A 14,245-nucleotide genomic window follows, 5' to 3' on the forward strand; every position below is an offset into this window, starting at 1 on the left:
TCCACAAGCAATAAATGTTTTCTGCATCAAGTAGCAGAAGATAAAAAAGAGTAGTCGGCCATTATAGAAGCATTAGTGATTAGGATCACATGGTATTTCTACATCTTCAGATAAAAATCTTTAGTTAGCGCAATAAATTCATCGCTATAGTCGGCTTTATGACGAATGGTGAGTTGATCGTATTGAGTTTCTTGCGGTTGTTTAGTCAATTCAAATACGACTCGGCTTACTGGTTTGCTGTCCGTTGGCTTTACATCCAGTCGGCGAGATAGAAACCAACCAGATTGCAAGGCGATTTCGATGAAGGATTCGCCTTCGGTAATCGGCAAAATAAAGCTGGCCGTCGCTGTTTCGGTAGTGATGGCTGAGCAGCGGTCAATCAGAGCTTGATGACTTAATGTGTCGGTATGCCGAGCGGTGGCTCTTTGTTGATGCTTTGCTTGCTCGCCATTGTTGAAATAGGGAGGGTTACAGATAATGCCTGCAAACTTCTCCTTGAAAGGATGGGAGAGCACGTCCCCTTGTATTAGATGAAGTCGAGCAGTCCACGGAGATTGTTGAAAATTGAATAAGGCTGCTTCTGCGGCGTGCTGATTTATATCAATAGTTTGTATGTCGATATCAGCGAATCGTTGCGCTGCCATTAAGGCAAGTAGCCCAGTCCCCGTGCCGATATCTAAGATGTTGTTGGCATGAGGGAATTGAGCCCAAGCTCCGAGCAACACGCCGTCTGTACTCACAGGCATGCCGCTTTGACCACCTTCGATAGCAAAGCGTTTAAATTTGAAGCTCTTGGTCTTTAATGTGCTACTTTTCATGATTGTTCTAACTTTGTTCTAAATATAAGTTTTTACATCTATTGTTAACGATTTGTTTGGATAAATACTCTGCTTGTAGGTTATCTGTTAACGCTAATCGCTAGTGTATAGTTTTGGTTATTTTTATTAATCTGGTGATTTGAACTGGTTATTTGTTAAATGTGCAAATTAATATAGTGTTTTTTTCTCTCGCCTTGCGAATTGGTGAGCCTTTCGTCATTATGCGCGACTATTTTATAGAGTGAGTGCACAGTTTTTAACTTGAGCATTCATGCAAACACGACTTAAATTCCAAAAATATAATTAAGGGTTATCTGTGAAACAGACTCTAAAACTAACAGATATAATTGCATTGGGCTTTATGCTTTTTGCGTTTTTCTTAGGTGCAGGAAACATTATTTTTCCACCACTAGCTGGTCAATTGGCCGGTGACCATTTGTTCCCAGCAATGTCTGGCTTTTTATTAACAGCAGTAGGTCTACCTCTTATTACTATCGTTGCTATTGCTGTTGCTGGTGGTACTTGGGGGCATTTAACAAAAGATCTGCCTAAACAAGCTGCAACAATCATGGCGGTTCTGATATTTATTATTATTGGCCCTGCTTTTGCTGCACCTCGTACCGGTTTGGTTGCTTACGAAATGGCGGTGAAACCGTTCTTCATCGATGCCGTTCAAGCTCACCTAACGATATTCTCTATTGCTTTCTTTGCTATTGCGATGTTCTTTGCGTGGTCTCAAGGCAAGCTTATCGACATTATTGGTAAAGTTTTGACGCCTTTACTGTTTGTTGGTCTTGTCATTCTTGCTATCGCGGTCTTCTTTAACCCACAAGGCGAAATGATTGCAGCGCAAGGCGATTACCTGACTCAGCCGTTGACGAAGGGTTTCCTTGAAGGCTACAACACCATGGACACGTTTGGTTCATTGATGTTCGGTATGTTGATTGTTGATGCAATCCGCAGCAAAGGTATTACCGATCGAGCTGCCACAACTAAATACCTGATCAGCGCAGGTTGTATCGCGGCAGCGGGCTTAGCTTTCGTTTATATTTCACTGTTTTATCTTGGTGCGACTAGCGCAACGGTCGCGGCAGGTGCGGACAATGGCGGTGTAGTGTTAAGCCTGTATGTTCAGTCACTATTTGGCCCTTCAGGTCAGATCGTATTGTCGGTTATTGTTTTACTGGCATGTTTAACGACTGCAATTGGTCTGATTTCAGCGTGTTCAGATTACTTCAGCTCTTTGACTCCTTTGTCATACAAAACTTGGGTGCTCATTAATGGTGTCGCATGTGCAACGGTTGCGAATGTGGGCTTAGCTCAACTTATCGCACTGTCTGTTCCTGTGTTATTTGCACTTTACCCAGTAGCAATTGCCCTAGTCGCACTTACTTTCATTCGCAAGAAGTTGCCAAATCCTCGTGTGGCATACCGCGTAGTTATTTTGGCTTCATTACTGTTTGCTCTGATTGATGCAGCTAAAGTGGCGGGTGTTGATGTGTCTGCTCTAAACATGCTGCCGTTGTTTGAGATCGGCATGGGTTGGTTGTTACCAACAGCAACTGCAATGGTTTGTATGCTGTTCATCGGTAAATCGACGAAAGATGTGATGACAGAAGAAGCGGCTTAATGTATTGCTTGCTTGAATAATAAAAAGGCCTCGTCATATGACGAGGCCTTTTTATTTGTCTTTGAAAGAGCTGGCTGAATTAGAGTTTGTCGTGGTACTCAACGAGTACTTGTTCCACCCAAGCTTCAATACGCTCGTCGCTGAGCTCATATTGTGAATCTTCATCTAGAGCCAAACCGACGAATTGTGATTGATCTTCTGTGAGGGCTTTAGAGGCTTCAAATTCGTAGCTATCATCATTCGGCCAGTAACCAATTGGTTCAGCGCCTGCTGTTTTTAGTTCATCGTGCAGCAGCCCCATCGCGTCAAGAAACCATTCGCCATAACCTTCTTGATCACCTAAACCAAACAGGGCGAAAGTTTTTCCTTTAACTGGTGTAGTGGCGATATTTTCCCAAGCCTCATTCCAGTCTTCCTGAATTTCACCAAAGTCCCATGTGGAAATGCCTAATAGCAGCAAGTCGTAATCTGCCATTAACGATAATGGGGTTTCCTTTACGTTATGAATATCGACAAGTTCTTCGCCAATCATCGCGCGAATTTTTTCTGCTGCCATTTCGGTATAGCAGGTAGTAGAGCCGTAAAATAATCCAATTTTCATAGCATATGTTCGGTTTTATTTGGGGATGGCGAATTCTAACCATAAATTGCTTTTGATTGCAGCGATTATCCACTCAACTCGTAATTTTTATGGCAATCAATGGTGTGGTGGCTTACTCTCGAACCAGTTTTGATAAGCGAGAGTAAACAGTATGGAATCGCCTTCTCAAGGGCAAAGTTTGGATTATGGCTTGGTTGAGCAGTTTTTAGATACGATGTGGATGGAGCGTGGTTTGTCTGAAAATACGCTGGCTTCTTACCGTGCAGATTTAACCAAGCTTGTGCTGTGGATGGAAAATCATAACTACAAACTCGACTTCATCAGTTTGTCTGGGCTTCAAGATTACCAGAGCTGGTTAGTTGACCAAGACTTCAAGCAAACATCACGAGCCCGTATGCTGTCAGCGATTCGCCGCTTGTTCCAGTATTTGCATCGTGAAAAGGTTCGAGCCGATGATCCAAGTGCGTTGTTGGTCAGCCCCAAATTACCTCAGCGTTTACCTAAGGATCTATCAGAAGAGCAAGTGGACGCTTTGCTCGATGCGCCTGACCCTAATGACCCGATTGAGCTGCGTGATAAAGCAATGTTAGAGCTATTGTATGCAACCGGCCTACGCGTGACCGAATTAGTGAGCTTAACGATGGAAAACATTAGCTTGCGCCAAGGGGTGGTTCGAGTCATAGGTAAAGGTGGCAAAGAGCGTTTAGTTCCGATGGGAGAAAATGCCGTAGATTGGATTGAAACCTTTATGGAGCAAGGCCGCCCTGCGTTACTGGGAGAAAACACGTCGGATGTTGTTTTCCCAAGCAAACGCGCAAGGCAAATGACGCGACAAACGTTCTGGTATCGAATTAAGCATTATGCAGTGATGGCCGGGATTGATACAGAATTGTTGTCTCCCCACGTATTACGTCATGCTTTTGCGACACATCTATTGAACTATGGCGCGGATCTAAGAGTCGTACAAATGCTTTTAGGGCATAGTGACTTATCTACAACGCAAATTTATACTCACGTGGCGACGGAAAGACTCAAGCAGATCCATGCTGAACACCATCCACGTGCTTAATCGAATAATAAAACTAAGGTGAACTTAATGAGCGTATTACGCCGTCTTCCTTTATTGACCCTGCCGCTATTACTTGCTGCATGTAACGGTGCCGAAGAATCGACGACTAACGAACCAACAGCTACAGTTGCTGAAACCAAAGCGGTTGCTGTAGAAAGTGGCGACTTTGATTTGCAAGCGTTAACCGCTCGCTTCGAGAAAATCGGGATCAAAGTTATGAATGTCGTGCCTTCAGATATTCAAGGTCTATTGGAAATTCAAACGAATAGCGGTGTCATTTTCTCTTCGCCGACAGGTGAATATTTTGTTGCGGGTACGCTCTATTCGTTGGATGAAAATGGAAAATACACTGATATTCTGGCCGAGCGTCAAGCGCCGATTAATGCCGAGAAAATCGCGGCGTTTAATGACGAAATGATTGAGTATAAAGCTCAAGACGAAAAGTATGCCATTACTGTATTTACAGACACAACGTGTGGTTACTGCGTTCGACTACATAGCCAAATGGAAGGGTATAATGCGTTAGGCATTACTGTGCGCTACCTTGCTTACCCTCGCCAAGGCGCAGAAGGTCAAGTCGCCAAGCAGATGGCTTCCATTTGGGCGGCGAAAGACCCGCAAACCGCAATGCATGATGCTAAAATTAACCGTTCATTCCCAACACCTTCTGGCGACATTAGCAAGTTTGAAAAGCAAATCAGCGGCCAATATGCGCTAGGTCGTGAACTCGGGATTAGCGGTACACCGGCGATCTTCTTACCTGGTGGCGAGTTAGTGAGTGGGTACTTACCTCCTGCTCAATTGCTTCAACGTCTACAGACACAATAACCAGTATTTAATTCCAAATGACAGGAGTTGGCTTAGCTTGCGTTGAGCCACATGCAATATGATAGAAATTCAACGTCGCCCCGAAGTCGATACCAGCGTGCTTGTTGGTAATCAACCCGATTTACTCAAACGAATTTATGTGAGTCGTGGGATTACGAATGCAAACCAGTTAGAAACGACAGCCAAAGGGTTACATTCATACCAAAAACTGGGTGGTATTGATGCGGCCGTTGAGCTTCTGTTTAATGCTATTAAGCAGCAAAAACGCATCATTATTGTTGGAGATTTTGATGCGGACGGCGCTACGAGTTCAGCTCTATCGGTGCTGGCTTTACGTATGCTTGGGAGCTCCAATGTCGATTATTTAGTGCCTAACCGCTTTGAAGATGGTTATGGTCTTAGCCCTGAAGTTGTTGAGCAAGCGATTGAAATTGGTGCTGAAGTTATCATGACGGTCGACAACGGGGTTTCTTCAATTGAAGGGGTTCGCTTTGCTAAAGAGCAAGGGCTAGAAGTTCTCGTCACCGATCATCACTTACCTGGGCACGAGCTGCCTATGGTTGATGCAATGGTGAACCCAAACCTAGAAAGCTGCGCCTTTCCATCAAAAGCATTAGCTGGTGTAGGGGTTGCCTTCTACTTGATGATGGCACTTTGTGTCCATATGAGAAAGCTGGGCTGGTTTGCTGAACAAGGTATGGCAGAGCCTAAGTTGATGGAACTTATCGACTTAGTAGCGTTAGGCACGGTGGCGGATGTTGTCCCACTGGATGACAACAACCGTATTTTGGTGCATCAAGGTTTGCAACGGATCAGGGCAGGCAAGGCTCGCCCAGGCATTCAAGCGCTGATTGAAGTCGCGAAAAGAGACGCACGTCGCTTGGTGGCTTCTGATTTCGGTTTTGCACTTGGCCCGCGAATTAATGCTGCTGGTCGTCTCGACGACATGTCTTTTGGTGTGGAACTCTTGATGAGTAACAACATTCATGCTGCGCGCCGTATGGCCAGTGAGCTTGATGGGCTTAATCAAACCCGTAAAGAAATTGAAGAAGGCATGAAGCAAGAAGCGATGGCTTTTTGTGAGCGTCTGCAATTTGGTGAAGACGCTGAATTGCCTTATGGCTTAGCGTTATTCCAGCGTGATTGGCACCAAGGCGTGATTGGTATTCTTGCGTCTCGAATTAAAGATAAATTCCATCGCCCGGTAATTGCGTTTGCTGATGGGGGGGAAGGCTATATCAAAGGCTCTTGTCGCTCGATCCCGGGTTTACATATGCGTGATGCATTAGACCGAATTGATACTCAGCACCCAGGACTGATCTTAAAATTTGGTGGTCATGCGATGGCTGCAGGCCTAACCATCAAAGAAGTGGACTTTAACCGTTTCAGTAAATTGTTTGACGACATAGTGAAACTAGAACTCGATGAAGCGGCGCTAAAAGGCATTATTTTATCGGATGGGGAACTGAAGCCTGAAGAGTTTTCCATGCACACTGCAGAAACATTGCGTGCTGGTGGTCCATGGGGGCAAGCGTTCCCTGAGCCTATTTTTGATGGTGAATTTAAAGTACTTCATCAAAAGCTCGTTGGGGAAAAGCACTTAAAGCTTATGCTTGAGCCTTTATTTAAAGGACACCCTACCAATATTATGATTGATGGCATCGCGTTTAATGTCGATTTACGTCGTTGGCCGGATGCGTCAGTCAAAACGGTTCGCCTTGCATATAAGCTCGACATTAACGAGTTTCGTGGCAATCAGTCTTTGCAATTGATGATCGATCATTTAGAAGCAAAATAGGCATCTTTTCTTTTTTCAGAATTAATCCTTTCTAGCCTGTCTAATTGATGGGCTGGAAACGTATTTTTTTCTGTATCTCCGTCACATTTTTGAGTAGAATTCTCCGGTTAAATTCTACTCATAAATGATGAGCTAAAATGTTTGAAATCAATCCAATCAAAAACCGTCTGCAGGATGTGTCTGAGCGCACAAATATCCTGAGGGGGTACCTTTGACTATGACGCTAAGAAAGAGCGTCTAGAAGAAGTAAACGCAGAACTAGAACAACCAGATGTATGGAACGAACCTGAACGTGCTCAAGCGCTAGGTAAAGAGCGTTCTGCATTAGAAGCGGTAGTAGAAACCATCGATTTGCTTGACCAAGGTGTTGAGGATGTAGACGGTCTACTTGAGCTTGCAGTTGAAGAAGAAGATCAAGAAACGTTCGACGAAATTGAACCAGAACTTGCAGAGCTTGAAGCTAAGCTAGGTAAACTTGAGTTCCGTCGTATGTTCTCTGGCGATCACGATGCTTCAGATTGCTACATCGATTTACAGTCAGGCTCTGGTGGTACAGAAGCTCAAGACTGGACTTCTATGATGCTACGCATGTACTTGCGTTGGGCAGAAGCGAAGGGCTTCAAAACCGAAGTAATCGAAGTGTCTGAAGGTGAAGTTGCTGGCCTGAAAGGTGCAACGGTACGTATCTCTGGTGAGTACGCGTACGGTTGGCTACGTACTGAGACGGGTGTACACCGCTTAGTTCGTAAATCACCATTTGATTCAAGTGGCCGTCGTCATACTTCATTTGCATCTGCGTTTATCTACCCAGAGATTGATGACAACATTACGATCGACATTAACCCTTCTGATTTACGTATCGATGTATACCGTGCTTCGGGCGCGGGTGGTCAGCACGTAAACACCACAGAATCAGCGGTACGTATTACTCACGTACCAACCAATACCGTGGTGCAGTGTCAGAACGATCGTTCGCAGCATAAAAACAAAGATCAGGCGATGAAGCAGCTTCGAGCTAAGCTTTTTGAGCTTGAGATTCAAAAGCAAAATGCTGAAAAACAAGCGAATGAAGATACCAAATCAGACATCGGTTGGGGCAGCCAAATTCGCTCTTACGTACTAGACGATTCTCGTATCAAAGATTTACGCACTGGCATTGAAAACCGCAACACTCAAGCGGTTCTTGATGGCGACCTAGACAAATTTATCGAAGCTAGCCTGAAATCAGGCCTGTAAGATTTTCACCGACTACAAACAGGATACATCGAAAATGACTGATGCTGTTCAAAACGACAACGTACAAGAAGAAAACAAACTGATTGCAGAGCGTCGTAGCAAGCTAGATCATATCCGCCAAAGCTGTAAAGCTAATGGCCACCCTAATGATTTCCGTCGCGAGCACCTAGCTGGCGACCTTCAAGCTGAGTTCGGTGAAAAGAGCAAAGAAGAGCTAGAAGAACTTAACCACATTGTTGCTATCGCTGGTCGTGTTATGGCGAAGCGTGGTCCTTTCTTAGCGATTCAAGAAACATCTGGCCGCATTCAAGCTTACGCTGCGAAAGACGTTCAGAAAGTACTGAAAGAGAAGTACCAAGGTCTAGATATCGGTGACATCATCGGTGTTAAAGGTGCACTTCACAAGTCAGGTAAAGGCGATCTTTACGTGAACATGGAAGAGTTTGAACTGCTGACTAAAGCACTTCGTCCTCTACCAGAGAAGTTCCACGGTCTAACTGACCAAGAGATGCGTTACCGTCAGCGTTACGTTGACCTAATCGTGAATGAAGATTCTCGTAACGCATTCATCGTGCGTTCTAAGCTTGTTTCTTCAATCCGTAACTTCATGAGCTCAAAAGGCTACCTAGAAGTTGAAACGCCAATGATGCACGTGATCCCTGGTGGTGCGACTGCGCGTCCATTCATCACTCATCACAACGCACTTGACATCGACATGTACCTACGTGTTGCACCTGAGCTGTACCTGAAGCGTCTAGTGGTTGGCGGTTTTGACCGTGTATTCGAGATCAACCGTAACTTCCGTAACGAAGGTCTTTCTCCACGTCACAATCCAGAATTCACCATGATGGAATTCTACCAAGCGTACTCTGACTACAAAGATCTAATGGATCTGACTGAAGAGATGCTAAGCACAGCAGCGATGGATGTTCTTGGTTCTACTTCTATGCCTTACGGTGACGAAACAGTAGAGTTTGGTGGTAAGTATGCGCGTATGAGCATGTTCGATGCGATTAAGCACTACAACCCAGATCACGCTGAGATTCAAGCGCTAACAGAAGCAGACCTACAAGACCGTGAGAAGATGGTAGCAATCGCGAAATCTGTACACGTTGAAGTAGAAACGTTCTGGACATGTGGTCAGCTTCTTGAAGAGATCTTTGGTGAAACAGCTGAACCTCAGCTAATTCAACCAACGTTCATCACTGGTTACCCAGCGGACATCTCTCCACTAGCTCGTCGTAGTGATGACAACCCGTTCTTCACAGACCGTTTCGAGTTCTTCATCGGTGGCCGCGAAGTAGCGAACGGTTTCTCTGAGCTGAACGATGCACAGGACCAAGACGAGCGTTTCAAAGCGCAAGTTAACGCGAAAGACGCAGGCGATGATGAAGCAATGTACTACGATGCAGACTACATCACAGCTCTTGAGCACGGCCTACCGCCAACAGCGGGTCAAGGTATTGGTATTGACCGTTTAGCAATGCTATTTACAAACACGCACACAATCCGTGACGTGATTTTGTTCCCTGCGATGCGTCCTCAAGCTTAATTTTAGTCTGTAAGCTGTTTTTTTGAAGCCACCTATTTAGGTGGCTTTTTTCATTAAATGTATTCCCTCAGTGTTTGATACTTCTTCAGATATTCATTCGAAAAATCATTATTTCTAACGTAGTCTTAGTATTGAGACGGATTATCTAAGATAGTCTCAATACTGTAACGTCAGTGCTAGAGTTGCGCTAATACCGATGATTTAGTTGCTTTGGCGGATTTCTATAAAATTAAAGTAAGGAAATAGGGAATGGGGACTCAATTTAAGATGGATTCCGTGCCGGGTTCTCTTATCGTAGTAGGGGGCGCATACGAACCCTGGCTATCGGTATTAGAACAAGTAGGTTGGCGTTGTACACAATGCGCTGATTTGCGAAAGGCAGATGCACTAATTTCTGAAACTGGCCCATGTATTGGGGTTGTTGATTTAAGCCATGATGAGTTCAGTCTGAATGGTATTGCTAATTTAGTAAGTACTCACAAGCAAGTTCGTTGGATTGCCTTTATTCGAGAGTCTCAGCTTAGCTCTGACACAATTTGTCAGTTCATTGTGAACTTCTGTATTGATTTCTTCACCGCTCCAATCCCTGATGCTCAGCTATTGAGCACCATTGGCCATCAATTGGGTATGCTCAAATTAGAAAAGAAAGTGTGGCCGAATTATGGAAATAGTGGCGACATGGGCCTGTTCGGCGATTCAGTTCCATTGAAACGATTGAGAGAGCAGGTCAAAAGAATTGGTCCAACTGACGTGAGTATCCTTATTTACGGAGAAAGTGGCTCGGGTAAAGAAACCGTCGCCAAAGCGATTCATAAAACCTCTTCTCGTTCTCAAAAGCAATTTCTCACGGTGAATTGCCGAGCTTTATCTGAATCTCGCATTGAGTCTGATTTGTTTGGCATTACTAGCGATGGAACCAATAAGCTTTCGATGTTAGAGCAAGCCGATGGTGGAACGATTTTGTTGAACGATATTTTGGCGATGCCTAAGTCTCAGCAGATGAATTTACTTCGTTTCTTGCAAGAAGGGACGATAGATACACTCAATGGTCCGAAAGCGGTCGATGTTCGAATTCTTGCTGCCAACTCTTCAGATATAGAAAAAGCCTTGATAGAAGGTGAGTTCAATGAAGAGCTTTATCATTACATCAATGTATTAAGAATTAATGTCCCTAGCTTAAAAGAGCGTGCCGGTGATATCGCGGTTCTTTCACGCTATTTTCTTCAAGAATACTCTAAAGAGTTTAATGCGCAGGCCAGAAGTTTCTCTGAAGATGCACTAAAAGCTCTGACTCGTTACCATTGGCCGGGTAATGTTCGAGAGCTGATGAATCAGATTAAGCGTGTTGTACTGATGTCTGATTCGGTCATGATCGATGAAGAGCAGCTAGATTTGCCTAAGCGCAGCGATGGCAGACGCAGTTTGAAGAGTATCCGTGAACGCTCTGAACGAGATGCATTGTTACTGGTTTTAGAGTCTCACAGCGGTCAGGTTTCTTTAGCGGCAAAAGAGCTAGGCGTTTCTAGGGCGACTATGTATCGTTTATTGAACAAACACAGCCTAATTTCTGAAGGCGCTGTTTAATACTGTTTTTTATCGAGAATAAAGCCACGTTTATACGTGGCTTTATTTTTTGAAGCAGAATCTTCTGAAATATTATATAACCTTGATAAATATCTTATAAAGCATTACATATGCAACCTATGAGTAGGTGAATAATTTGTTTTCATAATGTTATGAAATTACTGGTTGAATAATATCCTCATTTGAATAGAATTTAACCGTGAAAACAGTATTGTTACTGCAGAAACACCCTCAATATTTTTTGGATTAATTAGTTAGCTTGGAGGCGCAAAATGAATACTTTTGATTTTATTAAGCATATTTGCGCTTCGATGGATCTTTCTGCCCATATGGTAGCGGCTTTCCCTACCTCATCAGATATGACCGTTCGAAACACCCAAGATAAACCTAACTAACTGATCCGTAACCTTGTTTGGCTGCGGGAAAATGGCAGCTGAATAAGAAACTCTTTCTCTATCCAGATCTAAAAACGCCATTTTTCCCAGTAAATTCTTAAACTGGAGAAATACCATGCGTCACTCAATTTATCTTAAACTAGCCACATTATTAGTTCGTGCAGATTTACGTCGTGAAGAAAAAGTTTGGCAAAGAAAACTGCGCCGTAGTGCTCACAATCTCCCTTGGGATAACGCCCACCTTCTAAAAGATATTGGATTAGAAAGTGACGGTCGTCCTATCGGGTTTTCTGAGCCAGAAGCTGTAAAAGCGGAACGTCGCGTTCGTCATCTTCGTCGTGTACTAAGCGCTCGAATACCAACGTAATATATGGGGCTTATTGTACCATTTGGCCCCTCATTAACGCCTGATATCAATTGTGGTGTCGATTCCTAAAGCGGGAATTTGAATTGATTAAGGTAAAAGGCAGGAAGTTATCCACTTCCTGCCTTGCTCAATTTAGGTTGAGCTATCGGACAAAACGATATATGTTAATATGATGTTAATTCCTAGCGAATTGAACTACTTTTACTAAGCTTTGAAAAGAAGATTTGGAGTTCAACTATGCAAAAACATCAGCTTGATATGTGGCTTCATGGCCATCATAAAGATTCTTATATTCCACCTAAGGTTTATGTAATAGGCTGTTCTGATGTGTCTGAATACCTATTGGCAGTGGAATACAAGCATAAACTAGAGCCTGTTAAAGAGGATGGTGAGCCTCTTCACTATAATTCATTAGATAAAGTGAAAGAGGAGTTGCTACGACTAGGGATCAAGAAGGCATACTTAAGGCTGCATAATGCTTATGATGAGTTTGGTGAGTCGCCAGTACAACCTTATTGTGATATTGAATTGTCTTTGACTACTCATTAGTCTAGAACTGGGCTAAGGCTAAGCGTAATTTTGGGTTAAAATTTTTCCCGTGAATTGAGTTCTTAAGTAGAACCCTCTTGGGAGTGTTTTTATCGGCTTCCCACTTGCCCCATAAGCTTCAGTTAGTGCTCGGCTGTTGGCTGCTTTGGGTCTTAAGTGCAGTGCTTCTCCGTGCTTTGCAGTTATTTGCTCAACGTTACCAAGAACAATCAACTCCATTAATTCTTCCCAATCACTTTTTAATATTTGCTCTTCTTTTTCACTTGGGGTCCAGAGTAAAGGTGACCCTACACGTCGATCGCGAAGCGGGATCTCTCTTTCTCCTTCAACTGGGATCCAAAGTACCTTAGAAAGTTTATTTCTGACATGGCTACGTTCCCAAGTTAGCCCTTGTACACCAATGAGAGCGGCGACGCAGACAAATGTGGTTTCTAAAGGTTTTCCTGAATAGCTAATTGGAATGCTCTTTAGCTCAATACCTAAATTCGCAAAATCTTGCTCGGGTTTACTGCCGGCTGGTGCGCCAAGGTGCCATTCGAGTAATTGTCCAACCCAGCCTTTGTCGCGCTTTAAATTTGGGGGGACTTCCATATCCGCTTCATCTGCAAGTTCTTGAAAAGTTAAACCTGCGATTGATTGCGCGCGCTCTAGCAGCTCAGCTTCGGATTTAGGTTCTGATTTCATCGGGTCGTCGTATCGAAAAAGAAATGATTTTAACAGATTTACCTCTATTTTGGCTGTCGAATAAATGATCATCATGCTTGTAAGATGATCAAGTAAGAGGTTATCCACAGGTAGGGGCGGGAAATAATGCCAATTAAAATGTTCTGTATGAATAAACAGTGGTGTAAGGCACAATAAATACTTGAAAAAAATCTAGATAAATGAAATTACGGTTACTTAGTGTGGATAAGGTAAGGGTTGTTCGATCTTTGACCGATCTGTTTTTTGATAAGATCAACAGTGCCCCTGTTACTATTTTATTGTGATATAAGTGTTTTAAGTTTTTGTTTTTGTTGGGTTTGTGTTTTACTTCTTGATTTCCTACTTTACAGCCTAATGTTTTGTTATTGTTAATTTTGAATATTAACTCTTAATTCTACACACAGTTATTCACAGAAAAGGTGAATAAATGTGGCGTATGTCTCACTCTGATGTTGATAACTGAATTTTGAGCAAAAGTTATCCAAACTCAAGATAAAAATGATAAATATAGGTTTAATCACATCACTAAGTTTGCTCCAGTTGGGGATATGTGGAAAAATCAGTGTAATTAAAAATTTAAATAGAGGTTGGCCAGTGATAGATGGCGATGGTTACCGGTTAAATGTTGGTATTGTAATCTGTAACAACCATGGTCAGGTCTTCTGGGCTAAACGATACGGGCAACATTCATGGCAGTTCCCTCAAGGGGGGATCGATGAAGGTGAAACTCCGGAGCAGGCGATGTACCGAGAGTTATATGAAGAGGTTGGCCTTACAAAAAAGGATGTGAAAATCGTTGCGACAAGTCGTCATTGGTTACGCTACAAGCTACCCAAACGCCTTGTTCGATGGGATTCCAAACCCGTCTGTATTGGACAAAAACAGAAGTGGTTTCTTCTGCGATTAGATTGCGATGAATCTCGTATCAATATGCAGCGCGGAAGTACGCCTGAGTTTGATGGTTGGCGCTGGGTGAGTTACTGGTACCCAGTTCGACAAGTCGTTTCTTTTAAACGCGATGTGTATCGTCGTGCGATGAAAGAGTTTGCTTCTTTAGCTATGCCTTTTAAAGAGCGGAAAGCGAAAGGAAAACGTAAACAACGTAGAGGTTAA

Annotated in this window: 14 protein-coding genes; 11 read left to right on the forward strand and 3 right to left on the reverse strand. The window is 43.4% G+C overall.

Features of this window, described 5'->3' with window-relative positions; genetic code table 11:
* Positions 1–98: 98 nt before the first annotated feature.
* Positions 99–818, reverse strand: a complete 720-nt coding sequence (locus ACHUFI_RS10750; protein ID WP_394248969.1) for a tRNA1(Val) (adenine(37)-N6)-methyltransferase — start codon at positions 816–818, stop codon at positions 99–101.
* 316 nt (positions 819–1,134) lie between these two features.
* On the opposite strand from ACHUFI_RS10750, the gene brnQ reads away from it, so the two are divergent.
* Entirely contained in the window at positions 1,135–2,448 is a 1,314-nt protein-coding gene (brnQ, locus tag ACHUFI_RS10755; RefSeq protein ID WP_394248971.1) for a branched-chain amino acid transport system II carrier protein, read from the forward strand.
* A 79-nt stretch (positions 2,449–2,527) separates the two neighbouring features.
* Here the strand turns inward: brnQ and fldB are convergent, their stop codons facing one another.
* Positions 2,528–3,049 (reverse strand): flavodoxin FldB, encoded by a 522-nt coding sequence (fldB, locus tag ACHUFI_RS10760; protein ID WP_394248973.1) that lies wholly within the window; start codon positions 3,047–3,049, stop codon positions 2,528–2,530.
* Positions 3,050–3,200: 151 nt separating this feature from the next.
* Between fldB and xerD the strand changes: the two genes are divergently transcribed.
* The 9 genes from xerD to ACHUFI_RS10805 all read left to right on the forward strand — a co-directional run bounded on the left by xerD (position 3,201) and on the right by ACHUFI_RS10805 (position 12,427).
* Positions 3,201–4,118: a site-specific tyrosine recombinase XerD gene (xerD, locus tag ACHUFI_RS10765; RefSeq protein ID WP_394248975.1), complete on the forward strand. Its 918-nt coding sequence runs from the start codon at positions 3,201–3,203 to the stop codon at positions 4,116–4,118.
* 27 nt (positions 4,119–4,145) lie between these two features.
* Positions 4,146–4,946, forward strand: a complete 801-nt coding sequence (locus ACHUFI_RS10770) for a thioredoxin fold domain-containing protein (protein ID WP_394248977.1) — start codon at positions 4,146–4,148, stop codon at positions 4,944–4,946.
* 58 nt (positions 4,947–5,004) lie between these two features.
* The gene (recJ, locus tag ACHUFI_RS10775; protein ID WP_394248979.1) at positions 5,005–6,744 is read left to right on the forward strand and encodes a single-stranded-DNA-specific exonuclease RecJ; all 1,740 of its coding nucleotides are present in this window, start codon (positions 5,005–5,007) and stop codon (positions 6,742–6,744) included.
* 137 nt (positions 6,745–6,881) lie between these two features.
* Positions 6,882–7,980 (forward strand): peptide chain release factor 2 gene (gene prfB, locus ACHUFI_RS10780; protein WP_137358308.1). Its coding sequence is split into 2 segments (ribosomal slippage): positions 6,882–6,956 and positions 6,958–7,980, totalling 1,098 coding nucleotides; the frame shifts between segments, so codons are not numbered across the junction.
* 34 nt (positions 7,981–8,014) lie between these two features.
* Entirely contained in the window at positions 8,015–9,532 is a 1,518-nt protein-coding gene (gene lysS, locus ACHUFI_RS10785) for a lysine--tRNA ligase (RefSeq protein WP_394248981.1), read from the forward strand.
* Between the two features lie 249 nt (positions 9,533–9,781).
* Positions 9,782–11,116 carry a cyclic-di-GMP-binding transcriptional regulator VpsR gene (gene vpsR, locus ACHUFI_RS10790; RefSeq protein ID WP_394248983.1) on the forward strand — a complete coding sequence of 445 codons (1,335 nt, stop codon included), beginning with the start codon at positions 9,782–9,784 and terminating at the stop codon, positions 11,114–11,116.
* Between the two features lie 272 nt (positions 11,117–11,388).
* Positions 11,389–11,511, forward strand: coding sequence for a hypothetical protein (locus ACHUFI_RS10795; protein WP_394248985.1), 123 nt, complete (start codon positions 11,389–11,391; stop codon positions 11,509–11,511).
* Between the two features lie 115 nt (positions 11,512–11,626).
* Entirely contained in the window at positions 11,627–11,878 is a 252-nt protein-coding gene (locus ACHUFI_RS10800; RefSeq protein WP_394248987.1) for a DUF1127 domain-containing protein, read from the forward strand.
* A 237-nt stretch (positions 11,879–12,115) separates the two neighbouring features.
* A complete protein-coding gene (locus ACHUFI_RS10805; protein ID WP_394248989.1) occupies positions 12,116–12,427 on the forward strand; it encodes a DUF6482 family protein in 312 nt (103 codons plus the stop codon).
* Between the two features lie 18 nt (positions 12,428–12,445).
* Here ACHUFI_RS10805 and mutH read toward each other — a convergent pair whose 3' ends face one another.
* Positions 12,446–13,111 carry a DNA mismatch repair endonuclease MutH gene (gene mutH, locus ACHUFI_RS10810; protein ID WP_394248991.1) on the reverse strand — a complete coding sequence of 222 codons (666 nt, stop codon included), beginning with the start codon at positions 13,109–13,111 and terminating at the stop codon, positions 12,446–12,448.
* 615 nt (positions 13,112–13,726) lie between these two features.
* On the opposite strand from mutH, the gene rppH reads away from it, so the two are divergent.
* Positions 13,727–14,245, forward strand: coding sequence for an RNA pyrophosphohydrolase (rppH, locus tag ACHUFI_RS10815; protein ID WP_167494704.1), 519 nt, complete (start codon positions 13,727–13,729; stop codon positions 14,243–14,245).

The sequence above is a fragment of the Vibrio profundi genome (genome assembly GCF_043642225.1).
Lineage (GTDB): Bacteria > Pseudomonadota > Gammaproteobacteria > Enterobacterales > Vibrionaceae > Vibrio > Vibrio profundi_A.